The sequence below is a fragment of the Streptomyces sp. NPDC014734 genome (assembly GCF_043083325.1).
Taxonomy (GTDB): Bacteria; Actinomycetota; Actinomycetes; order Streptomycetales; family Streptomycetaceae; genus Streptomyces.
The window spans coordinates 40,072-63,276 of the sequence record NZ_JBIBYN010000038.1 but is presented as its reverse complement, the minus strand read 5'-3'; the positions used below and the strand labels follow the sequence as shown (position 1 = coordinate 63,276).

The 23,205-nt window shown below is 72.1% G+C and carries 25 protein-coding genes; 14 read left to right on the top strand and 11 right to left on the bottom strand.

Going from position 1 to position 23,205, the window contains the following annotated elements:
• Positions 1-187: 187 nt before the first annotated feature.
• Together ACF1CT_RS35955 and ACF1CT_RS35950 are read right to left on the bottom strand one after the other, a co-directional pair.
• Positions 188-694, bottom strand: a complete 507-nt coding sequence (locus ACF1CT_RS35955) for a flavin reductase family protein (protein WP_391788228.1) — start codon at positions 692-694, stop codon at positions 188-190.
• Positions 695-890: 196 nt separating this feature from the next.
• Positions 891-1,205 (bottom strand): TlpA family protein disulfide reductase, encoded by a 315-nt coding sequence (locus ACF1CT_RS35950; RefSeq protein WP_391788227.1) that lies wholly within the window; start codon positions 1,203-1,205, stop codon positions 891-893.
• Between the two features lie 233 nt (positions 1,206-1,438).
• On the opposite strand from ACF1CT_RS35950, the gene ACF1CT_RS35945 reads away from it, so the two are divergent.
• Positions 1,439-2,161, top strand: a complete 723-nt coding sequence (locus ACF1CT_RS35945) for a lysophospholipid acyltransferase family protein (protein ID WP_391788226.1) — start codon at positions 1,439-1,441, stop codon at positions 2,159-2,161.
• 107 nt (positions 2,162-2,268) lie between these two features.
• Here the strand turns inward: ACF1CT_RS35945 and ACF1CT_RS35940 are convergent, their stop codons facing one another.
• The 4 genes from ACF1CT_RS35940 to ACF1CT_RS35925 all read right to left on the bottom strand — a co-directional run bounded on the left by ACF1CT_RS35940 (position 2,269) and on the right by ACF1CT_RS35925 (position 6,193).
• Positions 2,269-2,868 carry a transglutaminase domain-containing protein gene (locus ACF1CT_RS35940; protein ID WP_391788225.1) on the bottom strand — a complete coding sequence of 200 codons (600 nt, stop codon included), beginning with the start codon at positions 2,866-2,868 and terminating at the stop codon, positions 2,269-2,271.
• 81 nt (positions 2,869-2,949) lie between these two features.
• Entirely contained in the window at positions 2,950-4,029 is a 1,080-nt protein-coding gene (locus ACF1CT_RS35935) for a threonine aldolase family protein (protein ID WP_391788224.1), read from the bottom strand.
• Positions 4,008-4,769 (bottom strand): SDR family NAD(P)-dependent oxidoreductase, encoded by a 762-nt coding sequence (locus tag ACF1CT_RS35930; protein ID WP_391788223.1) that lies wholly within the window; start codon positions 4,767-4,769, stop codon positions 4,008-4,010. Before ACF1CT_RS35930 ends, ACF1CT_RS35935 begins: the two co-directional genes overlap by 22 nt.
• A gap of 26 nt (positions 4,770-4,795) precedes the next feature.
• The gene (locus ACF1CT_RS35925) at positions 4,796-6,193 is read right to left on the bottom strand and encodes a DUF6421 family protein (RefSeq protein WP_391788222.1); all 1,398 of its coding nucleotides are present in this window, start codon (positions 6,191-6,193) and stop codon (positions 4,796-4,798) included.
• Between the two features lie 507 nt (positions 6,194-6,700).
• Here ACF1CT_RS35925 and ACF1CT_RS35920 point away from each other — a divergent pair.
• The gene (locus ACF1CT_RS35920) at positions 6,701-7,384 is read left to right on the top strand and encodes a glycerophosphodiester phosphodiesterase (RefSeq protein WP_391788221.1); all 684 of its coding nucleotides are present in this window, start codon (positions 6,701-6,703) and stop codon (positions 7,382-7,384) included.
• A gap of 12 nt (positions 7,385-7,396) precedes the next feature.
• Here ACF1CT_RS35920 and ACF1CT_RS35915 read toward each other — a convergent pair whose 3' ends face one another.
• Positions 7,397-7,960: a GNAT family N-acetyltransferase gene (locus ACF1CT_RS35915; RefSeq protein WP_391788220.1), complete on the bottom strand. Its 564-nt coding sequence runs from the start codon at positions 7,958-7,960 to the stop codon at positions 7,397-7,399.
• Between the two features lie 265 nt (positions 7,961-8,225).
• Here ACF1CT_RS35915 and ACF1CT_RS35910 point away from each other — a divergent pair, with 265 nt between their 5' ends.
• Positions 8,226-8,612, top strand: a complete 387-nt coding sequence (locus ACF1CT_RS35910; RefSeq protein ID WP_391788219.1) for a VOC family protein — start codon at positions 8,226-8,228, stop codon at positions 8,610-8,612.
• A 274-nt stretch (positions 8,613-8,886) separates the two neighbouring features.
• Here the strand turns inward: ACF1CT_RS35910 and ACF1CT_RS35905 are convergent, their stop codons facing one another.
• Positions 8,887-10,305, bottom strand: coding sequence for a PLP-dependent aminotransferase family protein (locus ACF1CT_RS35905; RefSeq protein ID WP_391788218.1), 1,419 nt, complete (start codon positions 10,303-10,305; stop codon positions 8,887-8,889).
• Between the two features lie 105 nt (positions 10,306-10,410).
• Between ACF1CT_RS35905 and ACF1CT_RS35900 the strand changes: the two genes are divergently transcribed.
• From ACF1CT_RS35900 to ACF1CT_RS35870, 7 genes are all read left to right on the top strand, one after another.
• Positions 10,411-11,664, top strand: a complete 1,254-nt coding sequence (locus ACF1CT_RS35900) for a Tm-1-like ATP-binding domain-containing protein (RefSeq protein WP_391788217.1) — start codon at positions 10,411-10,413, stop codon at positions 11,662-11,664.
• 139 nt (positions 11,665-11,803) lie between these two features.
• Entirely contained in the window at positions 11,804-12,628 is an 825-nt protein-coding gene (locus ACF1CT_RS35895; RefSeq protein ID WP_391788216.1) for a phosphoenolpyruvate hydrolase family protein, read from the top strand.
• Between the two features lie 161 nt (positions 12,629-12,789).
• Positions 12,790-13,374: a DUF5134 domain-containing protein gene (locus ACF1CT_RS35890; RefSeq protein WP_391788215.1), complete on the top strand. Its 585-nt coding sequence runs from the start codon at positions 12,790-12,792 to the stop codon at positions 13,372-13,374.
• Between the two features lie 86 nt (positions 13,375-13,460).
• Positions 13,461-14,396 carry a M56 family metallopeptidase gene (locus tag ACF1CT_RS35885; RefSeq protein WP_391788214.1) on the top strand — a complete coding sequence of 312 codons (936 nt, stop codon included), beginning with the start codon at positions 13,461-13,463 and terminating at the stop codon, positions 14,394-14,396.
• 33 nt (positions 14,397-14,429) lie between these two features.
• Positions 14,430-15,128 (top strand): phosphatase PAP2 family protein, encoded by a 699-nt coding sequence (locus tag ACF1CT_RS35880; RefSeq protein WP_391788213.1) that lies wholly within the window; start codon positions 14,430-14,432, stop codon positions 15,126-15,128.
• Between the two features lie 19 nt (positions 15,129-15,147).
• Positions 15,148-15,849, top strand: a complete 702-nt coding sequence (locus tag ACF1CT_RS35875; protein ID WP_391788212.1) for an HAD family hydrolase — start codon at positions 15,148-15,150, stop codon at positions 15,847-15,849.
• Positions 15,850-15,918: 69 nt separating this feature from the next.
• Positions 15,919-16,098, top strand: coding sequence for a hypothetical protein (locus ACF1CT_RS35870; protein ID WP_391788211.1), 180 nt, complete (start codon positions 15,919-15,921; stop codon positions 16,096-16,098).
• An 839-nt stretch (positions 16,099-16,937) separates the two neighbouring features.
• Here ACF1CT_RS35870 and ACF1CT_RS35865 read toward each other — a convergent pair.
• Positions 16,938-17,321, bottom strand: a complete 384-nt coding sequence (locus ACF1CT_RS35865) for a hypothetical protein (protein WP_391788210.1) — start codon at positions 17,319-17,321, stop codon at positions 16,938-16,940.
• Positions 17,322-17,573: 252 nt separating this feature from the next.
• Between ACF1CT_RS35865 and ACF1CT_RS35860 the strand changes: the two genes are divergently transcribed.
• Positions 17,574-18,137: a GNAT family N-acetyltransferase gene (locus ACF1CT_RS35860; RefSeq protein WP_391788209.1), complete on the top strand. Its 564-nt coding sequence runs from the start codon at positions 17,574-17,576 to the stop codon at positions 18,135-18,137.
• Here the strand turns inward: ACF1CT_RS35860 and ACF1CT_RS35855 are convergent.
• Positions 18,125-18,841: a cupin domain-containing protein gene (locus ACF1CT_RS35855; RefSeq protein WP_391788208.1), complete on the bottom strand. Its 717-nt coding sequence runs from the start codon at positions 18,839-18,841 to the stop codon at positions 18,125-18,127. The genes ACF1CT_RS35860 and ACF1CT_RS35855 overlap by 13 nt on opposite strands.
• Before the next feature lie 190 nt (positions 18,842-19,031).
• Here ACF1CT_RS35855 and ACF1CT_RS35850 point away from each other — a divergent pair, with 190 nt between their 5' ends.
• The gene (locus tag ACF1CT_RS35850; protein ID WP_391788207.1) at positions 19,032-20,120 is read left to right on the top strand and encodes a WD40/YVTN/BNR-like repeat-containing protein; all 1,089 of its coding nucleotides are present in this window, start codon (positions 19,032-19,034) and stop codon (positions 20,118-20,120) included.
• A gap of 50 nt (positions 20,121-20,170) precedes the next feature.
• On the opposite strand, the gene ACF1CT_RS35845 is transcribed toward ACF1CT_RS35850, so the two are convergent.
• Complete coding sequence (locus ACF1CT_RS35845; protein ID WP_391788206.1) at positions 20,171-20,848, bottom strand: uracil-DNA glycosylase; 678 nt, start codon at positions 20,846-20,848, stop codon at positions 20,171-20,173.
• Positions 20,849-21,167: 319 nt separating this feature from the next.
• On the opposite strand from ACF1CT_RS35845, the gene ACF1CT_RS35840 reads away from it, so the two are divergent.
• Positions 21,168-22,175, top strand: coding sequence for an N-acetylglucosamine kinase (locus tag ACF1CT_RS35840; RefSeq protein ID WP_391788235.1), 1,008 nt, complete (start codon positions 21,168-21,170; stop codon positions 22,173-22,175).
• Between the two features lie 99 nt (positions 22,176-22,274).
• A complete protein-coding gene (locus ACF1CT_RS35835) occupies positions 22,275-23,198 on the top strand; it encodes a sirohydrochlorin chelatase (protein ID WP_391788205.1) in 924 nt (307 codons plus the stop codon).
• Positions 23,199-23,205 lie beyond the last annotated feature (7 nt).

Genomic DNA, 23,205 nt, shown 5'->3' with positions numbered 1-23,205 from the left:
TGCATCGTCATTTCCGGGCTGCCTTGTTGCACGCAGCATAGGCGCCTGATGGGGCGATTTCCGGTCGGGGCGACCGGCGCTCCGACAGAAATATTACTAGCCAGTACATCCAGTGACCTACCCATGGGCAAGCGCTCGGAACTGTGATGTGGCCAACGCGCGACACCCCTGTGCCGCTCGGGAGCACTCAGTCCCGCAGCGCGTTGAAACGGCCCTGGTGGTAGAGGAGTGGGCGCCCGCCGCCGGCCGGATCACCGACCACGGCCTGCGCGATCACGATGCGGTGGTCCCCCGCCGGGACGCGGGACACCACACGGCAGACCAGCCAGGCCGACACGCCGTCGAGCACCGGCACCCCCTCGGGCCCGCTGCGCCAGGAGGTGGCGGGGCCGAATCGGTCGGCGCCGCTGCGGGCGAAGGTGGCCGCCAGTTCCCGCTGGTGCTCACCGAGTATGTGGACGCCGATGTGCTCCGCCTCGGCGACGACCGGCCAGCTGGAGGACGAGGTGCCCACGCCGAAGGAGACGAGCGGAGGGGTGGCCGCGACGGAATTGAGGGAGGTGGCGGTGAAGCCGACGGGCCGGTCGCCCATGGCGGTGATCACCGCCACACCGGCGGCGTGCTGCCGGAAGACCGAGCGGAAGAGTTCGGGAGAGGCCGTACGAGCGGTGCCGAGCTCAGGCGAAGCCGTCATGAAGATGTCCTTCTGCGCGAGGAGTACAGGGGGCCGTGAGTGCTCAGGCACCCGGACAGCGCGCACTCGCGTTGCGGGCGAGGTCCACGTGGACCCGGCCGTAGAGAAGGAGTTCCGGCGGCATGCCGTCAGACTGACGACAGGCGGCGGGCGCGGTCAAGCGTGTCCCGCGATGTGGGAGATGCATCACGGTCCGTCACATCGCCCGGCCCAGTGCGGCGACGACATCGGCGGTGCGCGGCTGCCCGACGGCGCGGCGGACGATCCGGCCGTCCGCGTCGAGGACCAGCACCGTCGGCGTCCGGCTGATCTCCAGCTCGCGCACGAGAGTGAGATGCGCCTCGGCGTCTATCTCGATGTGGGCGACACCTTCCACCATCCGCGCCACCTCGGCCAGTACGCGGCGGGTGGCCCGGCAGGGCTGACAGAACGCGCTGGAGAACTGCACCAGGGTCGCCCTCTCCCCCAGTTCCGCCCCCAGTTGGGCCGCTCCCCACGTGTTCCCGCGCATGCGCCCCTCCACCTTCGCCCTCCCGTCGGGTCTCCCCCGGGGAGTCAGCAGCGCCGGACACCGGGGCATTCCCCGGCGCGGCCGTACGTGACGAGAATCTCGCGCCCCACGCCCTCCGGGACTGGCCACCGCGTCGCGCATGGGGCACGATCGGCCCAATGCCGAAAACCTACGGCTGCGTAACTTCCGCCGGGAGAACCCTCCCCAGGCGCTGGAGAAGGGTCTCCCCTCAGATGGCAGAACTCGTCTATCGACCGGTCATCGGCGCCGCTCGCACGTTTTTCAAGGCGCTGGACCTGAAGATCGACGTTCGGGGTTCGGAGCACATCCCGAAGACCGGTGGCGCGGTGCTGGTCAGCAATCACATCAGTTACCTGGACTTCGTCTTCACCGGTCTCGCCGCACTGCCGCAGAAGAGGCTCGTCCGCTTCATGGCGAAGGAGTCGGTCTTCCGCCACAAGGTCTCCGGCCCGCTGATGCGCGGGATGAAGCACATCCCCGTCGACCGCAAGCAGGGCGAGGACGCCTACGCGCACGCGCTCGCGTCGTTGCGCTCCGGCGAGATCGTCGGGGTCTTCCCCGAGGCCACCATCTCGGAGTCGTTCACGCTGAAGAGCTTCAAGTCGGGGGCCGCCCGGCTGGCCCAGGAGGCCGGAGTACCGCTGATCCCGACGGCGGTCTGGGGGACGCAGCGACTGTGGACCAAGGGCCGGCCGCGTAATTTCAAGCGCAACCACGTGCCCGTCACGATCCGGGTGGGCGAGGCGGTCGAGGCACCGTCCGACCAGTACGCGGGCGCCATCACCCGGCGGCTGCGGGAACGGGTGCAGGAGCTTCTCGAAGCGGCCCAGCGCGCCTACCCGGTACGCCCGAAGGACGCGGGCGACACCTGGTGGGTGCCCGCACACCTCGGTGGTACGGCCCCGACGCCGGCCGAGGTGCGCGCGAGGGGCTGAGGCGGCTCCCGCTCGATCCGAGCCGAAACGTCACTCCGGGTGTCGATGACGGTCCTCGCCCCGGGGTACGGCTCCGTCCGGGCGGCGGCCGTCCCCGCGCGGGAGGGTCAGAGTTCCGTCGGAAGCGTGCGCCACAGCTCCGCGCGGTCGGCCGCGGCCCGCAGGCCTCTCAGCACCGCCGGATGCGGCGCCGCGTGGAGCGCCGGATAGTCCACTTCGCCGAGCTCGGGCCGGACGGGCCACGCCAGACGCTCACCGTCGAGCGAGAACCGGGCGTCGACCCCCGGTTTGTTGCCGCGGGGGTCCTGACGGTCCCAGCGATCACGGCCGGGCATCCGGACCGCGACGAGACCGTGCACGGGCCCGGGCCCACCGTCGTCCTCGACGAGCTTCTGATAGCAGAGGGCCGTGGGGATGCCGGCCGCGCGAAGGAGCGCGGCCAGGGCATGGGACTTGGAGTGGCAGATGCCGTTGCGTGTCGCGAGGACGTCGGAGGCGCGCCAGGAGACCCGCGCATCACCGGAATCGGCGGAGTGCGCGATGGTGTCACGCACCAGGGCGTAGGCGGCGGCAGCGTATGCGTATGCATCGGTGGCATCTTCTTGCAGAGCGGCGACCGTGTGCCGGATGAGCGCATGCTCGTGATCAATGGCCTCATCGGCGGCAAGATAGGCGGAAAGCTCCGGTACTTCCTGGATCATCTCCATGGCGGTCGACTCTAGGCATGCGACCGACCAGAGTCAATGACTTTCCGGTCGACCGCATACCCATTCACGCTTCGCGCCGGGTTATCCCGCCATCTCGTCCTTCAGCGCGAGGATGAACGCGTCGACGTCGTCCTCGGTCGTGTCGAAGGAGCACATCCAGCGGACGTCACCGGCCGCCTCGTCCCAGAAGTAGAAACGGAAGCGCTTCTGCAGGCGCTCGCTCACCTCGTGCGGCAGCCGGGCGAAGACGGCGTTGGCCTGGACCGGGTGGAGAATCTCCACACCGCCCACCGTGCGCACGCCCTCCGCGAGCCGCCTGGCCATGCTGTTGGCGTGCCGCGCGTTGCGCAGCCACAGGTCCCCGGCGAGCAGCGCCTCCAGTTGTACGGAGACGAAACGCATCTTGGAGGCGAGCTGCATCGACAGCTTGCGCAGGTGCTTCATGGCGCGGACCGCGTCCGGGTTGAGCACGACGACGGCCTCGCCGAAGAGCGCGCCGTTCTTGGTGCCTCCGAAGGAGAGGACGTCGACGCCGACGGTGTTGGTGAACGTGCGCATCGGCACGTCCAGCGACGCCGCGGCGTTGGCTATCCGGGCGCCGTCCAGATGGACCTTCATGCCGTGACCATGGGCGTGATCGCAGATCGCGCGGATCTCGTCGGGGGTGTAGACGGTGCCCAGCTCGGTGTTCTGGGTGATCGAGACGACCTGCGGCATGGCCCGGTGCTCGTCGTCCCAGCCGTACGCCTGCCGGTCGATGAGTTCGGGCGTGAGCTTGCCGTCCGGGGTGGGCACGGTGAGCAGCTTGAGGCCGCCCACCCGCTCCGGGGCACCGCACTCGTCCACGTTGATGTGGGCGGACTCGGCACAGATCACCGCGCCCCAGCGGTCGGTCATCGCCTGGAGGGCGACGACGTTCGCACCCGTTCCGTTGAAGACCGGAAAGGCTTCGGCGGTGGGGCCGAAGTGGCTGTGCATGACGCGCTGGAGGTGCCCGGTGTACTCGTCCTCGCCGTAGGCGATCTGGTGACCGCCGTTGGCGAGGGCGATGGCCGCGAGGATCTCCGGGTGCGTACCCGCGTAGTTGTCACTGGCGAAACCGCGCACCCGCGGATCGTGGTGACGTCGCGCGTCGGTCCTTACGGTTGCGGGGTCAGCCACAGGCGCTTTCCGTTCACTTCCGGGGCGGGCCGGTCCCAGACGCCGACGATGGCGTCCGCCAGGTCCTTGACGTCGGTGAAGCCCGCGAACTTCGCATTCGGGCGCTCGGCGCGCATCGCGTCGTGCACCAGTGCCTTGACGACCAGGATGGCAGCCGCGGTCCTGGGCCCCTCGTCGCCCCCCGCCTTGCGGAAGGCGTCCGCGAGCGCCAGCGTCCACGCCTCGGCCGCCGCCTTCGACGCGGAGTAGGCGGCGTTTCCCGCGGTGGGCTTGCTCGCACCGGCCGCGCTGATCAGCACGTAGCGTCCCCGGTCGCTGCGCTGCAACCCCGCCTGGAAGGCCAGCGAGGTGTGCTGCACCGTGCGGATCAGCAGCTTCTCCAGCAGGTTCCAGTCGGCGAGGTCGGTCTCGGCGAAGCCCGCGCTGCCGCGCCAGCCGCCGACGAGGTGGACCAGGCCGTCGATCCGGCCGAACTCCTTCTCCGTCTTCTCCGCCCAGTCGCGGGTGGCCGCGAGATCGAGCAGATCCACCGTGTCGCCGGTGACGGTGGCTCCGCCGTGGGCGTAGCGCGCGGCGTCGACCGCCTCGGCCAGGCGGGCGGCGTCCGCGTCCGAGGCGACGACGGTCGCCCCGGCCTCAGCCAGCCGCAGCAGCGCGGCCCGGCCGGCCGGGCCCGCGGCCCCTGCCACCGCGACCACGGCGCCTTCGAGAGCACCGCTCCCGTTGCCGTTTCCGTTCATGGCCACCGCCTCCTCGTGCCCGGCGCTCACGCGGCTGCCCGCTCGGCATCCGCGGCGGTGATCCCCTTGGTCGAGGCGATCACGTTCTTCAGCTTCTTGGAGAGCGCCTCATAGAACATGCTCAGGGGAAACTCGTCCGGAAGCACATCGTCGACGAGCTTACGCGGCGGCTGTGACAGATCCAGCGCCTCCGGGCCCTTCGCCCAGCGCGAACCCGGGTGCGGGGCCAGGTAGGAGGAGACCAGTTCGTACGCGGCGAACCAGTGCACGAGCTTGGGGCGGTCTATGCCGTCGCGGTAGAGCGTCTCGATCTCGGCGCAGAGCTGGTTGGTGACCTGCGGGGCACGGTCCCAGTCGATCTTCAGCGTGTTGTCCGTCCAGCGGACCACGTCGTGCTTGTGGAGGTAGGCGAAGAGCAGTTGTCCGCCGAGGCCGTCGTAGTTGCGGACGCGCTCCCCGGTGACGGGGAAGCGGAACATCCGGTCGAACAGCACGGCGTACTGCACGTCGCGGCCCTGCGGGAAGCCGTCGGCCTCCAGCTTCACGGCCTCCTTGAAGGCGGTGAGGTCGCAGCGCAGCTCCTCCAGCCCGTACATCCAGAACGGCTGACGCTGTTTGATCATGAAGGGGTCGAAGGGCAGGTCCCCGTGGCTGTGCGTCCGGTCGTGGATCATGTCCCAGAGCACGAAGGCCTGCTCGCAGCGCTGCTGGTCGGCGACCATCTCGCGGATGCTGTCGGGCAGCTCGACGCCGAGGATCCCGACGGCCGCGTCGGTGACCCGGCGGAACCTGGCGGCCTCGCGGTCGCAGAAGATGCCGCCCCAGCTGAAGCGCTCGGGGGCCTCGCGCACGGCGACGGTCTCCGGGAAGAGCACGGCGGAGTTGGTGTCGTAACCGGACGTGAAGTCCTCGAAGGTGATGCCGCAGAAGAGCGGGTTGTCGTAGCGCGTGGCTTCGAGGTCGGCCAGCCACTCGGGCCAGACCATCCGGAGCACGACGGCTTCGAGGTTGCGGTCCGGATTACCGTTCTGCGTGTACATGGCGAAGACGACGAGGTGCTGCACGCCGTCGGCGCGCCCCCTGGCCGGCTGGAAGGCGAGCAGCGAGTCGAGGAAGTCCGGCACCCCGAAGCCGCCCCCGGCCCAGCGGCGCAGGTCCGCGACGAGCGCGCGATGGTACGCGGCGTCGTGCGGGAGCAGCGGGGAGAGCTGCTCGATCGCGGAGACCACCCGGTCCAGCGCGGCCCCGGCGGTAGCGGCCGACGGCGCGCCCTCGGCGTCGAAGTCGATGGAGCCGTCCTTCGACTGCCAGGGGCGGATCTCCTCCACGGCATTCTTGAGCAGGGGCCACGCGGGATCGTCGACCACCCGCCGGTCCGTGGCCAGGTCACCTGCGGCAACGTCGTGCACAAGAATTTCCGTCATAACACTTCCTCCACAGGAGAACCTTGCGTCAAATAACCGTATCCGCGCATGGTTCCTCCAGACAAGTGGATCTCAGTAAATTATCCTGCCACATCGCATGGGGACCGTGATTTTTCCTGCGCGAAACCGTGATGACGGCCACTTCCGTCAGCCGCACCGGCTCGGTGGCCGAGCCCCGGATGTTCGTACGCACGAGCGGCAACGGTCGCGCGCGGCGCGCCCACCCATGGATGAGGGGACTCGCGGCCACGGACGCCCACCGGTAGGACGGACCGTGTCCGCCCTACGCCTCACCTCGGGAGATCCACCGCGTGAGCATGCGCGCCGTTCTCGTCGCCGCCGTCGTCACCGGGTTCCTGCTCGGCGCCGCCGAAACGGGCGGGCACGCCCTCGCCCCGTCCCCCGCGGGCGGCGGCCTCCCCGCGTCGGCCGACCGGATCGCCGCGATGACACGACGAGCGGTGGGTAGGAGCCGCGGGGGAACACCGTCGACGAAAGCGAGTCGCCTTGTCATTTCTCATCATCGGTCACCGCGGAGTGATGGGTGCGGAACCGGAGAACACCCTGCGGTCGTTCGTCCACGCGGAACGGGCCGGGATGGACGCGATCGAGCTCGACCTCCATCTGAGCAAGGACGGCGCGCTGGTCGTCATGCACGACGCCGACGTGGACCGCACGACGGACGGCAGCGGCCCGATCGCCGAGAAGACCCTCGCCGAGCTGCGTGAACTCGATGCCGGCCGGGGCGAGCGGGTACCCGTCTTCGAGGAGGTCCTCGACGCCGTGCGGGCGCCCGTGCAGGCGGAGATCAAGGATGTGGCCGCCGCCCGCGCGCTGGCGGACGTGATGCTGCGGCGCGGCCTCGTCGAACGGGTCGAGGTGTCGTCGTTCCACGACGAAGCGATCGCCGAGATCGCCCCACTGGTGCCCGGGGTACGGACCGTGCTCATCGCGAGCCGTTGGCAGGGCGACGTGGTGGACCGGGCGAAGGCGGTGGGCGCGGCGACGCTGGCGCTGAACATCCGCCGCCTCACCCTGGAGGTGGTCGAGCAGGCGCACGCCGAGGGGCTGAGGGTCATCGGCTGGGTGGTGAACACCCACGACCATCTGCGGCTGGCACATGCCCTGCGGCTGGACGCCGCCACCACGGACCACCCGGAGATTCGCCGCGTCGGCCGGTCCACGATCTGATCAGGAGCCCGGTCAGCGCTCCGGCCGGACCAGATCCTTGATCAGGAGTTCGAACGCGAGGTCGTCGCGCTGAGGCACGCCGAAGCGCTCGTCGCCGTACGGGAAGGGGCTGAACTCGCCCGTACGGCGATAGCCGCGCCGCTCGTACCAGGCGATGAGCTCCTCACGCAGGGAGATCACGGTCATGTGCATCTCCGTCACCCCCCAGCTCTCGCGCACCACGCGCTCCGCCTCGGCGATGACCACCTTGCCGAGACCGGCACCCTGCAGTGCGGGACGGACGGCGAACATCCCGAAGTAGGCCGCGTCGCCGCGGTGTTCCAACTGGCAGCAGGCGACGAGCTCTCCCCCGTGCTCCACCACGAGGAGACGGCTGCCGGGGGCCTCGACGATCTGGCGGACACCCTCCGGGTCGGTCCGCTGCCCCTCCAGGATGTCCGCCTCGGTGGTCCATCCGGCGCGGCTGGAGTCCCCCCGGTACGCCGACTCGATCAGCCGGACGAGGACGGGCACATCGGCGTCGACCGCGTCGCGGAACGTCAGCTGTCCGGATTCCCCGGCGAGGGTGGTGTCCATGGCGGTGGCTCTCCGTTTCTGCGCTGCGACCGTGCCGCAGCAGCGTATCCCGGTGCCGACGCGCCGGGCCACGCCCGTGAACCGGGAGACCGGGAGGGCCTGCGGCGCCACACCGGGCCCTCCGCCCCGGACGTGCGGGCCGGCGCACTCGCGGACGGGCCCGTACGGGAGTGCGCCGCACGCGAGTGCGCAGGACACGACGGCGCGCCGAATGCCCTCCTCGCCTCCACCGCCCGTCACGGACGGGGTCGTTAGAGTCCCGCTCATGGTTCACGTACTGAGCAGCCGGATCCTGTTGCGGCCGACCGATCCCGATCGGTCACGGAGCTTCTACGGCGATTCCCTGGGGCTTCCCGTCTACCGGGAGTTCGGGACCGGGCCCGAGCGGGGCACCGTCTACTTCCTCGGCGGCGGCTTCCTTGAGGTCTCCGGGCGCGCGGCCGAGCCCCCGGTGCCGGGGCTCTCGCTGTGGCTCCAGGTCGCGGACGTCCGGGCGGCGCACGAGGAGCTGTCGGCCCGGGGGGTGGAGGTGTCGAGGCCGCCGTTGCGCGAGCCGTGGGGGCTCGTCGAGATGTGGATCCGAGATCCGGACGGGCACCGCATCGTCGTGGTGGAGGTACCGGCGGACCACCCGCTGCGCCATCGTCCCTGAGACGTCGTCCGTTCTCGCCGGCTGGACGGTGGCGGCCACTGCCGTCGAGCGGCCGACTGCCGATTCCACCCGGACCGCGGGTTCCTGCGGCGCGCGCCACGGACACCTGGGGGCCGCCGGGGGCAGCGCCCGGCAGGGGGCGCGCGAGAAGGGGGCGCGCGAGAAGGGGCCGGACGCGGTCACGAAGCCGACGGCGGACAAGGGGCCCGGCGCCCTCCGGCTGTTCGGCGGGACCGCCGGGCTGTACGGGGATCCGGCGTCCGGCGACTGGCGGTCAGTGCGGGGCGCGGCAGCGTTCGGCGCAGTCGACGAGCACGGGCAGAGCCCTCTCCAGGCGGCCGTCGTGATCCGCGAAGGGGAGGCGGATGTGGTGCCGGAAGCCGTCCACGGCGGAGAACGCGGGGCCGGGAACGATCAGTACGCCCGCGCGGCGGGCCATCTGGGCGGTGGCCTCGGCGTCGGTACCGGGCATCTCCACCCAGAGCGCGGAACCTCCGGCGGGTCGTTCCCACCGCCAGCCGGTCGGCCGCGCGCGCAGGAGCCGCTCGGTCTCCGCGAGGCGCTCGCGCAGCCGGGAGCGGCGGCGGGCGCGGGCCTCGGGCAGATGCCGGAGCAGTTTCACCGCCAGCATCTGCTCGACCACCGGGCAGGACAGATCGACGGATCTCTTGATGTCGGCAAGCCGGCGGATGACCGTGGTGGAGGCGCGGATCCAGCCCAGCCGCAGGCCGCCCCAGAAGAGCTTGGACAGGGTACCGACGGTGGCGGCGCCCGCGGCGGGCAGCCGGGCGGCCAGCGAGACCGGCGCCTCGTCGTGGTCCAGTGACAGTTCCGCGTAGGCGTTGTCCTCGACGGTGTACAGGCCCTGCTCGGCGAGGACGGTCGCCCAGGCGCGGCGGGTGCGTTCGTCCATGCCGCGGCCGGTGGGGTTGTGGACGGAGGGCTGCAGGTAGACGAGACGGGGGCGGACGTGCCCGGCGAGTCGGGCCAGCGCGGCGGCGTTGTCGCCGTGGGCGGCGTCCGCGGGCAGCGGTACCAGGCGGGCACCGCGGGCCCGTAGCGCCTCCAGCGCCCCCCGATAGGTCGGGTCCTCCACGATCACGGTGTCGCCGGGCTCGACCAGCCCCTGGGTGATCAGCCAGACGGCCTGCTGGGAACCGGCGGTGACCAAGATCTGTTCCGGCGAGGTCGGCAGGCCCGCCGCACGGTGGTACTCGGCGACCGCCTCGCGCAGTGCGGGCAGCCCGTACGGCTGATACCCGTCGTCGGCCAGGGCCGCGGTGAGGTCGCGGGCGGTCAGCGAACCGACCGCCGCCGCGACCGAGGGCAGGCCGTCCAGCGCGCCGCTGGACAGGTCGATGACCCCGTCCCTGGTACCGAAGCTGGCCAGGCGCCCCTCGGTCGCCGGTTCCCCCACTCCCCCCGATCCGCGCAGCCGGGAGCCGCTGCCCTGCCGGCTCTCCAGCCATCCGCCGGCCTCCAGCAGACCGTACGCGGCCGTCACCGTGGAACGGCTGACGCCGAGCGCCGTCGCGAGCGCACGCTGCGACGGCAGCACGGTGCCCGCCGCGACGTCTCCGCGCTGCGCCAGCTCGCGCAGCGCCTGGGCGAGCAGCCGCGGCAGCGCGTCCGCGCCGCCCTTGGACCACCCGGTCAGCAGACGCGACAGACGAGTGGGAGGAATGCGGTCCATGCACCCATCATCGCCTGTCACAGGCCAATTGCCGTCAAGTGGCCTTTGCCGCCCCCGGACCCCTGGCACATGATCGGGAGAAGGCCATTGCAAAGGAGCAAGAACATGGCGACGGTGGTGCTCGTCGGGACGCTGGACACCAAGGGGGCGGAGTACGCGTGGCTGTCCGCGCGGCTGCGCGAGGCGGGTTGCGAGGTCGTGCTCGTCGACGCGGGCGTGCTGCCGCCGCCGCAGGGCGGCCCCGCAGGTGATGTCGACGCCGCAGCCGTCGCACGGCGGGCCGGGCACGACCTGGACGCGCTGCGCGCCGCCGGGGACCGCGGCGCGGCCGTGACCGCCATGGCCGAGGGCGTCGAACTCGTCGTCGGCGATCTGCACCGGGAGGGCCGGCTGCACGCGGTCCTCGCGGTGGCCGGCAGCGGAGGGTCGTTCATCGCCGCCCGCGCCATGCAGGCGCTGCCCGTCGGCGTTCCGAAGCTGCTGGTGTCCACCATGGCGAGCGGGGACGTGTCGCCGTACGTGGGCAGCAGCGACATCACGATGATGTACAGCGTGGTGGACGTGGCGGGTATCAACTCGGTGTCGTCCCTGATCCTGGGGAACGCGGTGGCGGCGGCCGCCGGCATGGCCGCCCACCACGAGCGCGCCATGAGCGGACCGCCCCCGCAGGGGCGGCCGCTGATCGGTGCCAGCATGTTCGGCGTGACCACGCCCGCGGTCGACGCCGCCCGGCGGCGCCTGGACGAACTGGGTTACGAGGTTCTCGTCTTCCACGCCACGGGAGCGGGGGGACGGGCCCTGGAGAAACTCGCCGCCAACGGCTTCCTCGCGGGCGTCCTGGACCTGACCACCACCGAACTCGCGGACGAACTGGTCGGCGGCGTGCTCAGCGCCGGGCCGGACCGGCTGACCGCGGCCGGCGCGGCCGGGCTGCCCCAGGTCGTCGCGCCGGGCGCCCTGGACATGGTCAACTTCGGTGCCCGGGAAACGGTGCCGGGACGCTTCGCCGAGCGCGATCTGCTCGTGCACAACCCCACTGTCACCCTGATGCGCACCACGGCCGACGAGATGACGGAACTCGGCGCCCTCATGGGCCGGAAGCTCGCCGCGGCGCACGGGCCCGCGGCGGTCCTGTGGCCGATGGGCGGCGTCTCCGCCGTGGACGCGCCCGGTGGCCCGTTCCAGGACCCGGAGGCCGACACGGCAGGGCTTGCCGCCCTGAGCAGGGCGTTGGAGGGCAGCGCGGTGGAACTGCGCGAGGTCGACGCACATCTCAACGACCCGGCCTTCGCCGTGGCCGCCGCCGACCTCCTCCACCGGCTGATCGGCGAAGCCGACCGCGCGCGCCCGAACACCTGACCTTCCCGCGCCCGCCCGGCCCGGACACTCCGGAGCCGCGTGATCGGCCGCGCGGCGCGGACCCCGAGAACCCGCACGCCCGTCCGCGCCGCGCCCCCGCAGAACCCCTGCCGAAATCGCTACCGAACAGGAGCCTTCCGTGAACCGCAACCAAGCCCTGGCACGCCTCACCGAACAGGTCCGGGCCGGCAAGGCCGTCATCGGCGCGGGCGCCGGCACCGGTCTGTCCGCCAAGTGCGCGGAGGCCGGCGGCGTCGACCTGCTGATCATCTACAACTCCGGGCGCTACCGGATGGCCGGCCGCGGCTCGCTGGCCGGTCTGCTGCCCTACGGCGATGCCAACGCCATCGTGCTGGACATGGCCGGGGAGGTCCTCCCCGTGGTGCGGGACGTCCCGGTGCTCGCCGGAGTGTGCGGCACCGACCCGTTCCGGATCATGGGCAACTTCCTCGACGAGCTGAAGGCCGTCGGCTTCACCGGTGTGCAGAACTTCCCGACCGTCGGTCTGTACGACGGGAAGTTCCGCGAGAATCTTGAGGAGACCGGCATGGGCTTCGGTCTGGAGGTCGACATGATCCGCCAGGCCCACGAGCGGGACCTGCTGACCGCGCCCTACGTCTTCGATCCCGAGCAGGCCGCCGACATGGCGCGGGCCGGTGCGGACGTCCTCGTGCCGCACGTCGGGCTGACCACCAAGGGGTCCATCGGCGCCGCCACCGCGCTCACCCTCGACCAGGCGGCGACGGCGGTGCAGGCGATGCACGACGCCGCGAAGCGCGTCAATCCCGACATCATCGTGCTCTGCCACGGCGGACCCATCGCCGAGCCCGAGGACGCCCGCTACGTCCTGGAGCACACCACCGGGATCGCCGGGTTCTTCGGCGCCTCCTCGATGGAACGGCTCCCCACCGAGCGCGCCATCACCGAGCAGGCGCGCGCCTTCAAGTCCCTCACGACCGGCTGACCGAACCGGAGGGGCGACACGGCGCACGAGCCGGACCCGTGGAGCGCGCGAAGGAGAACACTCCCTCGCGCGCTCCCCTTTTGCCCCAGTGCGCCGCGTACGCGTGTGCGTGCCCGGGCATCGACCCAGGGGACGACTGGTACGTCCAGGGGAGGTGCGCCGTGCACGGACCGGCGATGTCCGGCTGGCTGCTGATGGCGTTGTGCGTGGCGACGGGCGCCTACTGCCTGCTGCGCACGCGCGGCGAGACCGGGGAAGGGCGCAGGACGGCCCGTGCGGAGGCGCTGATGGGCTTCGGCATGGCCGCCATGGCGGTGCCCACGGCCGTCATGACGCCGCCCGCGTGGGGATGGGCAGTGTACGCGGTGCTGTTCGGCGCCGCCTCGTTGCGCGCGCTGTGGTTCTCCCGGCGCGACGGCCACCATCTGCACCACCTGGTCGGCTCGGCCGCGATGGTCTACATGGCGGTGGCGATGTCGCCGGGCGGTGGCGCCGCGCACGGTGGTCACGCGGGTCACGGCGGGATGGCGTCGGCCGGGGGCGTACCCGCGCTGACCGGTCTGCTGCTCGCGTACTACGCGTTCTACGTACTGCGGTCGGGGGCCCGGCTGATACCGGTGGCCGCCATGGCGGGCGACGTGGGCGGGGGGTCGGCCGGGATCGGCTGGGCGGCACGGCCCGAGCTCGCTCTCGCCTGCCGGCTGACGATGGGAATCGCCATGTTCGCGATGCTGCTCACGTTGTGAGACACGGCTCGGGCCAAACCGTGGCGTGCGTCACTTGCCTCGCACGGCCATACCCGTGGGTACCGCGCCGCTCATAGGCTGACGCCATGTTGGTCTCCCTCGCGCTGCTCCTGCTCGGTGCACTGGCCGCTGTCGTGACCCCGCGGCTGATAGCGCGGGCGCGGTGGCCGGAACGGGAACCCGTCGTCGCGCTGTGGGTATGGCAGTGCGTGGTGGCCGGAGTGCTGCTGTCCTTCGCGCTGTCCATGACGTTCAGCGCGGCTGCCGCCTGGCAGGCGGTGCGCGGGCATGTGTTCGCGCCCGCGCCGCGCGCCGTGGTGGAGGCGTACGCGCTGGGCGGGCACGGCCGATGGTCGGCGGCCATGGCCGTGCTGCTGGCACTCGGCGGGGTGTGGACGGCGGCGATGCTGGTCCGCGAGATTCACCGCGCCCAGGTTCGTCGCAGGCGGCGCCGGGCCTCGTTGCTGGTGCGTTCGCCGCTGATGCCCGGGGAGGAGCCGGGCAGCGGACGGCTCGTCGTGCTGGAGGGAGAGCGTCCGGACGCCTGGTGGCTTCCGGGCGCGGCGCCTCAGCTGGTCATCACCACCGCGGCGCTCGGTCGCCTGAAGGGCCGTCAGCTCGATGCGGTCCTCGCTCACGAGCAGGGGCACGCGAGGGCCAGGCACGACTGGCTGCTGCGCTGTTCCGACGCGCTCGCCACCGGATTCCCGCAGGTACCGGTGTTCGCGGCCTTCCGCGACGAGATGCACCGACTCGTCGAACTGGCCGCGGACGACATGGCGTCGAAGCGGTTCGGGCGGCTGACCACCGCGCTGGCCCTTGTCGAACTCAACGAGGACCGGGGCGTGTTCGGGCCCTGTCCGACACCCGATGCCCAACTGCCGCAGCGGGTGAACCGGCTCCTGACTCCGGTGGAACGGCTCACCGCGGGCCGTCGGCTCCGGCTGACCGCCGCGGCGGCCCTGGTACCGGTGGTCCCGCTTCTCGTGGCCTTCATTCCGGGACTCAGCGCTCTGCGATAGCCGCGGACCGCGGTTTTCCGCGAAGATCCCTTCATGCCGTCCCCGTCATCCGTTCCACCGGTCGGCGCGAGCACCCGTGTCACACCGTTCGGCACGGCGATGGTCTGCGCCCTCCTCTTCACCGTGCTGCTCGTCCTGGTCACCGCACGCTGGTCGCCGCTGATGGCACTGGACCGGTCGGTGGCGCGGGGCCTGCACCGCGACGCCGTCGCGGAACCCGGTCTCGTCCGCGTGAACCGGATCCTGACCGACTGGGTGTGGGATCCGTGGACCATGCGCGCGCTGGTCGCGGTGGCCGTGGTGACGCTGTGGTGGCGCGGAGCCCGGATGATCGCGGCCTGGGTCGCCGCGACCGAGGCCGCGTCCTCCGTTCTCCAGCAGGGGCTGAAGTCCGCGGTCGGCCGGGAGCGCCCTCGATGGCCCGATCCGGTGGACTGCGCCCACTACGCCGCGTTCCCCTCGGGTCACGCGATGACCGCGATGGTGAGCTGCGGTCTGCTGCTCTGGCTGCTGCGTCGACGTGGCGCGAGCCCTCTGGTGTGGCGGGCGGCACTGGTGGCGGCGGGGGTCTCGGTGACCGGGGTCGGCGTCACCCGGCTGTATCTCGGGGTGCACTGGCTGAGCGACGTGCTGGGCGGCTGGCTGCTGGGAGCGGCCCTGGCCGGATTCGCCGTCGCCGGTTACGACCGGTACGAGGGGCGCCGAAAGGCAGTCTTGCCGCGTCGCCCATGAACCGGGAAGGATCGCGTCCATGCGGATCAAGGGTGTGCTCTTCGACTTCTCCGGGACCCTCTTCCGGATCGAATCGGTGCGGTCCTGGCTGCACGCGGTCCTCACCGAGCGGGGGCCGACGATGGACGAGGCCGAGTTCGAGCGGTGCGCGCGGGAGCTGGAGGCCGCCGGGGCGCTGCCGGGAGGTCCGGTCCCCCGGCACGTCCCCGCCTCGCTCGCCCCGCTCTGGGCCACCCGTGACGAGAGCGCGGAACTCCACCGGCGGGTGTACACCGGGCTGGCCCGACAGGTGCCCCTCCCGGATGCGGGGCTGTACGACGCGTTGTACGAGCGGCACATGTCACCCGACGCCTGGCGGCCGTATCCGGACGCGGCGGAGGTACTTGGCGCGCTGCGCGAGGCCGGCACGCGCGTCGGTGTGGTCAGCAACATCGGCTGGGATCTTCGCCCGGTCTTCCGGGCACACGGCCTGGACTCCCTGGTGGACGCCTACGTGCTGTCCTTCGAACACGGTGTCCAGAAGCCGGACGCGCGGCTCTTCCACACGGCCTGCACACTCCTGGGACAGAATCCGGCGGATGTGGTGATGGTCGGCGACGACCGTCACGCGGACGGCGGGGCGGCCGCACTGGGCTGCGACGTGCGGTTCGTGCGCCATCTTCCGGTGGAGGAGCGGCCCGACGGACTGCGGATGCTCCAACTGGTGCCCGGCGTTGCCTGAGGAACATGTGAGAGATGTCCCTGACACACAATGGGTCGGATTTTCACATCAGGGCCTTAGCCTGTATGTATGTCCCGTTCTCCTTGCCCCTCCGATGCCACGCGCACTGCCGCTGTGGTGAACAAAGAGATCCGTGAGCTGTGGCAGCGCTCGGGCGGCTGCCTGTCCCCGGAGGACGAGGAACACTACCAGCGGCTGCTGGTGGAATGGGCTGCGGCGACCGGTGGGAGTTCCAGGCCCGCCGCGTGACGCGTACATGCACTCCGGGCCCCGCCCGCTGATCCGGCACGGTCCCGGCACGAGGTCCTGGGCCCTGGTCTAGGACGTGTCTGACAAGGGCCACGGCGATCAGCACACAGCCCAGCCCTCCCGCGGCCCCCGCGATCGCCGCCCAGCCGAACCGCGTCGCTCGTTCGGCCCGCCGGATCGCGTCGTGCCGGCCGCTGTCGTCGTACCAGCCGTGATCAGTCATGATCGCCCCCTCCACAACCCCGCGGCCCGGCCGGTTCGCCCGGAAAACGAAGGAATCGGCCCGAGGACGACGCGGTGCCCCTCCCCCGGACGGCCTCCCGTGCCGCGACCGCACGGACGCGCGGAGGACCACCGAATCCCATCGCCCCGGTGCGCCTGCCTGCCCTCGGCGTCGAGAACAGTACCGAGAAGCCCCCGGGAGGAACGCCTCCGGGCCGTCGCGGCGCAGACCGTTCGTCCTGGCCGTGGGGCGGTGGAACTGCCGCACGGTGCCGCTTTCGCGCGGCACCCGGAAGTGGTGTGTGCACGTGGACCCGGACACCGGCAGATCGACGCGGGAGCGGGTCGGCCCGGATTCCGTCGCGGCAGGCTCGCGGACCGCGCGCGGCCTCATGGGGTCGGCGAGCGCGGGGAGGACACGGCCGGGCGCCCGAGGCACGCCGGTCCACGCCGTGCGCCCGGAGCCCCTTCGCCACCCGCACGGCCCCGTCGACGGCCCAGCCCTCCCGCTCGTCCTCGCGCCCCGTGCACCCCGGCCGCCTCGGAACCGCGCCGAGAGCCCGGTGGGCGCCCTCGCGGAGCAACCCCGCGCGCGTCTCCGGTCCACCGCGCGCGGATCAGGTGGCACGCCTCCTGAGCGCGATGGCGGCGTCCGCGTCGTATGCCTGGCTCCAGCCGCGTCCGGCGCCGGATCTCCACGTGACGTGGGCGGTGGCTCCGTCGACCCGTACGCCCTCCACCGTCATCACCCGGTCGCCGTCCCGCACGTCCCCCCGGCGCAGCTCACGCGCCTCGACGGTCACCGGCCCCGACGCGTGCGCGTTCTCGGCCTCGTCCGCCGCGCGCGCGAGGGCCGCCGCCAGCTCCCGGGCACGGCCGGGGGTACAGATCAGGGACAGCTCGCCGGACCGCGACGCCGCCCGGACCCCGACCGCCGTCCCGGCGCAGACCACCTCCAGGGTCGCGGCACGTCCGTCATGGTCCTCGACACCACTCGTCATCGCTCCGCGCTCCTCGCTCGATGCCCTCTCGTGCCCCTCGCCCGGCACACCCCGCCGCCCGGCGCGGGACGCCTTCGGCCCCGCCACCCGGAATTCCAGCACACCCGTACCGGTCCGACGCGTCCGGTCCGACGCACCGGCGTCCCGGACAACCGTCCGTGCGCCCCGTCCGCCAGGGCCGCGTCCCGGCACCGGACCCGGGCGGATCAATTCCGTTGCCGACCGGGCGCGTGCCCTCTACCGTCCCACGTCATGTCGACGCCCACATTGCGCACCGAGCGGCTGCTGCTGGAGCCCTACTCCCCCGCGGACGAGAACTTCTTCGTGAGACTGTTCCAGGACATCCGGGTGTCCCGGTGGATAGGCGACGGGCCACACACCGAGGCCGAGGATCGCGCCCTGTTCGAACGCGTCTTCAGCAAGGTGTACGCAGGGGACCTCTTCGACGTGTGGGTGGTGCGGCACGGCGGCCGTCCGATCGGGCACGCGGAGATCAAACCGTCCCCCTCCCCGGACGTGGACGGTCACGAAATCGTGTACGCCCTGGATCCGGACGCGTGGGGGAACGGCTTCGGTACCGAGATCGCCCGGACACTCACCTCGTACGGGTACGACGTGCTCGGGCTGTCCGAGGTGTACGCGACGGTGTCCGTCGAGAACGCCGCGTCGTTGGCGCTGCTGGACCGGATCGGGTTCCGGCACGTGCGCGACACGGTGGAGGACGACGGCAGCACGACCCACGTCCTGGTCCGGCCCGGCCCGAGCACCCCTCTCCGCAGCGACGGCGACACCGGGGCGGCCGGTCAGCCGCGGTAGACGTCCAGCCGACCGCACATGCCGAACCTTCCGTGCGCGGAGGGCTGTTCGGCATGGACGACGGCATCGGCGAGGTGCCCGCAGTCGCCGCCGCCCAGGGCGTCGAGCCGACTGCCGGTCGCCGCGGCAGCGGCGGCGGCGCCCTTCCGCCAGCGCTCCCGCCACTCCTCGATCCCGGGGCGCACGAGAGCGGCGGCGGACCGGTGGAAGGCCGCGAGCGGTGCGGGATCACCGGCCTCGGTGGCCCGGCACAGGGCGAGGAAACCCTCGACGGCGAGGTCCCGGCGCGCACGCGCGGCTCGTTCCCGCTCCGGCTCGTCGCCGTCGGCGGGAAGGGCGACCGCCGCCCGGTAGCGGTCGGCGTCCGCCAGGTGACGCGGCGGCAGGGTGAGAACGGCGTCCCCCGCCTCGGGCAGCCCGCTGTTCTCCATGAGGACGACGATCCTCAGGTCGTCGTCGTTGACGAGGCGGTGGATCGTGCCGGGCGTGAACCGGACCAGGGCGCCCGGGGTCAGCGGCGTCTGCCGGAATCCCGAGGTGGTGAGCGTCTGCACCGAGCCCGCGCCCCCGACCACCGCATACGCCTCGGAACAGGCGAGATGGAGATGCGGCGTACCGCCGCGCAGGCCGTCCGTCGCGGGCCAGTCGTAGACGCGCAGGTGGGAGACGGCGACCCCGCCCGGCAGTCCTTCGAAGGTCGTCACGGGTACTCCTCGGTCCACCGGTCGTCGCGCCCACCCATCGCGCAAGCGCTTTCCATCGTGCTGCACCGTACCCCCACGACCGCGGGAGCAACAGGGGCCCACCACGGTGCGCCGCCCTGCGGGGCTCTGCCGGTGGCGGGGTGCAGACTTGCCCGTATCCGGCACAACGGAATTTCGGGAGGTTTCAGCCATGACCGAAGTACTGCTCACCGTGGGCACCCGCAAGGGACTCTTCATCGGCCGGGCGCACGGGGGCACCTGGGAGTTCGAGGGCCCGCATTTCAACGCCCAGGCCATCTGTTCGATCGCGATCGACACCCGCCGGAAGGTCCCCCGGCTGCTGGTCGGCGGGACCAGTTCGCACTGGGGGCCGTCCGTCTTCCACTCCGACGACCTGGGCCGCACCTGGACCGAGCCGGTCCAACCCGCCGTCACGTTCCCGCGGTTCACCGGCGCGTCCCTCGAACGGGTCTGGCAGCTGCACCCGGCGGGCCCCGAGGCACCCGATGTCGTCTACGCGGGAACGGAGCCGGCCGCGCTCTTCCGCTCCCCGGACGGAGGGATCTCCTTCGAGCTCATCCGTCCCCTGTGGGAGCACCCGACGCGCTCCTCCTGGGTGCCGGGCGGCGGCGGCGAGGGACTGCACACCGTCCTGACGGACCCGAGGGACGCCGGGGCCGTGACGGTCGCCGTCTCGGCGGCCGGGGTCTTCCGCACCAAGGACGGCGGGACGAGCTGGGAGCCGTCGAACAAGGGCGTGTCGGCGGTCTTCCTCCCCGGCCCGGCCCCGGAGTTCGGTCAGTGCGTCCACAAGGTGGCCCGGGACGCGGTCGACCCCGACCGGCTCTACCTCCAGAACCACTGGGGCGTGTTCCGGAGCGACGACGCGGGGGACGACTGGACGGACATCGGCCGGGGCCTGCCCTCCGATTTCGGATTCGCCATGGCCGCACACCCGCACCGCGCGGACACCGCCTACGTCTTCCCGATCAACGCCGACACCGATCGGGTACCGGCCGGGCACCGTTGCCGGGTCTTTCGCACCGAGGACGCGGGGCGCTCCTGGGAGCCGCTGTCGGCGGGGCTGCCCGAGGAGACGCACTACGGCACGGTGCTGCGGGACGCGCTCTGCACGGACGACGCCGACCCGGCCGGGGTCTACTTCGGGAACCGCAACGGCGAGGTGTACGCGAGCGCCGACGACGGGGACAGGTGGCGACAGCTCGCCCGCCACCTGCCGGACGTGCTCTGCGTCCGGGCCGCGGCGGTGGGGCCGTGATCCTTCCGGATCGCCGGGAGGTTCCACCGCGCGGCCGTCGGCGACCGCGGTTACGGCAGTTGCCAGTCCACCGGCTGGGCTCCCTGGCGGAGCAGGAGTTCGTTGGTGCGGCTGAAGGGACGCGAGCCGAAGAAGCCGCTGTCCGCCGACCTCGGCGAGGGATGCGCGGACTCGATCGCCGGGTAGTCGCCGAGGTTCGGTCGCAGGTTGCGCGCGTGACGCCCCCACAACACGGACACCAGGGGCTTGTCGCGCGCCACCAGGGCCCGGATTGCCTGCTCGGTCACTTCCTCCCAGCCCTTGCCCTGATGCGCCGTCGGCCTGCGGGGCGCCGTGGTGAGCGTCCTGTTCAGCAGCAGCACGCCCTGACGTGTCCAGGGCGTCAGGTCGCCGTTGGACGGGCGCGGAAGGCCCAGGTCCGTGTGCAGTTCCCGGAAGATGTTCTCCAGGCTGCCCGGAAGCTGGCGTATTTCGGGAGCCACGGAGAAGCTCAGCCCCATGGCCATCCCCGGTGTCGGATAGGGGTCCTGACCGACGATCAGGACGCGCACCTCGTCAAAGGGCTGCTGGAACGCCCGGAGGACGTTCGCACCGGCCGGCAGGTAGGTGCGGCCCGCCGCGACCTCCGCGCGGAGGAAATCGCCCATCGCCGCGACGCGTCCGGCGACAGGGGCCAATGCCTCGGCCCAACCGGGCTCGACTACTTCGTTCAAGGGTCGTGGTGCCACGGAACATCACTCTACCGGCGTAGCCGACACCTTTCGGACACCGATCCCCACAGGACCGACGCCTCAGGTGCTCAGGTGCTCACGTGCTCACGTGCTCACGTGCTCACGGCGAGCTTCCGCACGACCGGCGCCTTCGCCAACGGCTCGGGATAGGCTGCCGCCGTCAATTCTCCTCGTACTGGAGCCGTTCCATGAGGTCACGCGGGCAGACGCCGGAACGCGGCGGCACTCGTCGCGCTCGCGGGAGGCGGTCGTGACGGCCGGGACCACCGCGACTTGCGACGTGCCGGGCCGCGCGTCGGGCCCCTTCGTGCTCGGGGTGGACTCGGGGGGCTCCGGGCTGCGCGTGGCACTGGGCACCGTGGAGGCGGACGGCGCTGTGGAGACGACGGTCTGCGACCGGCCGGTGCGAACCGGTCCGGCCGGGATCGACGCCGGACACCTGCTGGAACAACTGCTGCCCGCCGCCCGCCGCATGCTGGAGCGGCACGGCGCCGGGGCAGGACCCGGGATCGTCTCGGTCGCGATCGGTGCCGCCGGGATGGCCACGCTCGGCGGGCAGTTGCGCGCCGAACTGCCCGCCGCCCTGGAACGGGAGCTCGGGGTGCGGCGGTCGGCCCTCGCCGCCGACGCGGTGACCGCGTACGCCGGCGCGGTGGGACAGCGGCCGGGCGCGGTCGTGGCGGGCGGCACGGGCATGATCGCGCTGGGTACGGATCTGACGGACTGGCGCCGGGCCGACGGCTGGGGGCATCTGCTGGGCGACTGCGGAGGCGGCGCCTGGATCGGGCGGGCCGGTCTCGACGCGGCCATGCGTGCCCATGACGGCCGGCGCGGCGGGTCCCCCGCCCTGCTGGCCCGGCTGGAGGCGGTGTTCGGGCCCGCGCCGGAGCTGCCCGGGCTCCTGTATCCGCGTACCGACCGGCCTGCCGTACTTGCCTCGTTCGCACCCGAGGTCGGGGCGTGCGCCGGGCACGATCCGGTCGCCGCGGGCATTCTGCGAGAAGCCGCCGGGCACATCGCGGCGGCGGCCGCGGCCGTGTGCCCGAAGGCGGGAACCGACGGCGATCCCTGCGAAGTGGCCCTGACGGGGGGCCTGTTCCGGATGGGCGATCCGCTGCTCGTCCCCCTGCGCGAGGAGTTGTCCCGGCAGGTCCCGCAGGCACGAGCGGTCCCCGGTTCGGGTGATCCGCTGGACGGCGCGCTGTCCATCGCGCGGGCGTTGGCCAAGGGGGACCTGCGGTTGCCCCGTCATCCGGCACTGCTGTGCGTACCGGGCGACGGGCCTGAACAGCGGCCTCGGACAGGAATCGACAGATCGGAATAGTCAGCCGGTAAGCCTCTCATCGGATAAAAGCGGACAGATGACGCCCGACTGGGCCCTCCCCGAACGGAGAGGCACCCAAAACCAGTAGCATGCGGCGCCATGAGCACCCCCACTGGGCCCGCTTCCGGCCTGCCTGTACGAATGCCGCGACCTCGCCAGTCCGGACGGCACCGCCGCCCGGAGCCCGTGGTCGCACCCGAGGGCGCCGCCGCGCTCGTTCTCGCCGTTCCCGGTACCCCTGCCCCGGCCACGCACAGCCTGGCCGAGGACATCATCAGCATCGCCCGTTCCGAGCTGCCCGGGCTGAACGCCCGGATCGGTTACATCGACGGCGACGACGCCGAGTTCCCCACGCTCTCGGCCGTGCTCGCCCACAACGCAGCGGAGCGGGTGGCGCGCTACGAGCAGGCGCGGGCCGCGGGCCGTGAGGTCGCCGAGCCCGAGGGTCCGTCCGCCGTCGTGGTGCCCCTGCTCGCGGGGCCGGACAACGCCCTGATCCGGCGGATACGACAGGCCGTGATGGACAGCGGTACGCAGGTGGAGCTGACAGATGTGCTCGGCCCCCATCCGCTGCTCGCCGAGGCGCTCCACGTCCGCCTCTCCGAGGCCGGTCTGGCCCGCGCCGACCGTGCCCGGCTCTTCACCGTGGCGACCGCCGCCGACGGCATCGTGCTGGCCACCGTGGGTGGCGAGGAAGCCGTGCAGGCGGCCGGGATCACCGGCATGCTGCTCGCCGCCCGGCTGGCGGTTCCGGTGATGGCGGCGGCGCTGGACGTGGACGGCTCCGTCGCCTCGGTGGCCGAGCAGCTGACGGGATCCGGGTCGGCGCAGCTCGCCCTCGCCCCGTACCTCGTCGGCCCCGAGGTGCCGGAGGGGCTGCTCGACGCCGCGGCGAAGGAGGCGGGGTGCTCCGCGGCCGAGCCGCTCGGCGCGTATCCGGCGATCGGCAAGCTCGTGCTGTCGATGTACATGACGGCGCTCGGCATCACACCGGCCGTGCCGCAGGGTGCTCAGGCGCACTGAACCGGTG

Bases quoted from the DNA above. Each gene is read 5' to 3' on its own strand.
- ACF1CT_RS35955 (WP_391788228.1), bottom strand. From the start codon at position 694: ATGACGGCTTCGCCTGAGCTCGGCACCGCTCGTACGGCCTCTCCCGAA.
- ACF1CT_RS35950 (WP_391788227.1), bottom strand. From the start codon at position 1,205: ATGCGCGGGAACACGTGGGGAGCGGCCCAACTGGGGGCGGAACTGGGG.
- ACF1CT_RS35945 (WP_391788226.1), top strand. From the start codon at position 1,439: ATGGCAGAACTCGTCTATCGACCGGTCATCGGCGCCGCTCGCACGTTT.
- ACF1CT_RS35940 (WP_391788225.1), bottom strand. From the start codon at position 2,868: ATGGAGATGATCCAGGAAGTACCGGAGCTTTCCGCCTATCTTGCCGCC.
- ACF1CT_RS35930 (WP_391788223.1), bottom strand. From the start codon at position 4,769: ATGAACGGAAACGGCAACGGGAGCGGTGCTCTCGAAGGCGCCGTGGTC.
- ACF1CT_RS35925 (WP_391788222.1), bottom strand. From the start codon at position 6,193: ATGACGGAAATTCTTGTGCACGACGTTGCCGCAGGTGACCTGGCCACG.
- ACF1CT_RS35915 (WP_391788220.1), bottom strand. From the start codon at position 7,960: ATGGACACCACCCTCGCCGGGGAATCCGGACAGCTGACGTTCCGCGAC.
- ACF1CT_RS35910 (WP_391788219.1), top strand. From the start codon at position 8,226: ATGGTTCACGTACTGAGCAGCCGGATCCTGTTGCGGCCGACCGATCCC.
- ACF1CT_RS35905 (WP_391788218.1), bottom strand. From the start codon at position 10,305: ATGGACCGCATTCCTCCCACTCGTCTGTCGCGTCTGCTGACCGGGTGG.
- ACF1CT_RS35900 (WP_391788217.1), top strand. From the start codon at position 10,411: ATGGCGACGGTGGTGCTCGTCGGGACGCTGGACACCAAGGGGGCGGAG.
- ACF1CT_RS35885 (WP_391788214.1), top strand. From the start codon at position 13,461: ATGTTGGTCTCCCTCGCGCTGCTCCTGCTCGGTGCACTGGCCGCTGTC.
- ACF1CT_RS35880 (WP_391788213.1), top strand. From the start codon at position 14,430: ATGCCGTCCCCGTCATCCGTTCCACCGGTCGGCGCGAGCACCCGTGTC.
- ACF1CT_RS35875 (WP_391788212.1), top strand. From the start codon at position 15,148: ATGCGGATCAAGGGTGTGCTCTTCGACTTCTCCGGGACCCTCTTCCGG.
- ACF1CT_RS35870 (WP_391788211.1), top strand. From the start codon at position 15,919: ATGTCCCGTTCTCCTTGCCCCTCCGATGCCACGCGCACTGCCGCTGTG.
- ACF1CT_RS35865 (WP_391788210.1), bottom strand. From the start codon at position 17,321: ATGACGAGTGGTGTCGAGGACCATGACGGACGTGCCGCGACCCTGGAG.
- ACF1CT_RS35860 (WP_391788209.1), top strand. From the start codon at position 17,574: ATGTCGACGCCCACATTGCGCACCGAGCGGCTGCTGCTGGAGCCCTAC.
- ACF1CT_RS35850 (WP_391788207.1), top strand. From the start codon at position 19,032: ATGACCGAAGTACTGCTCACCGTGGGCACCCGCAAGGGACTCTTCATC.
- ACF1CT_RS35835 (WP_391788205.1), top strand. From the start codon at position 22,275: ATGAGCACCCCCACTGGGCCCGCTTCCGGCCTGCCTGTACGAATGCCG.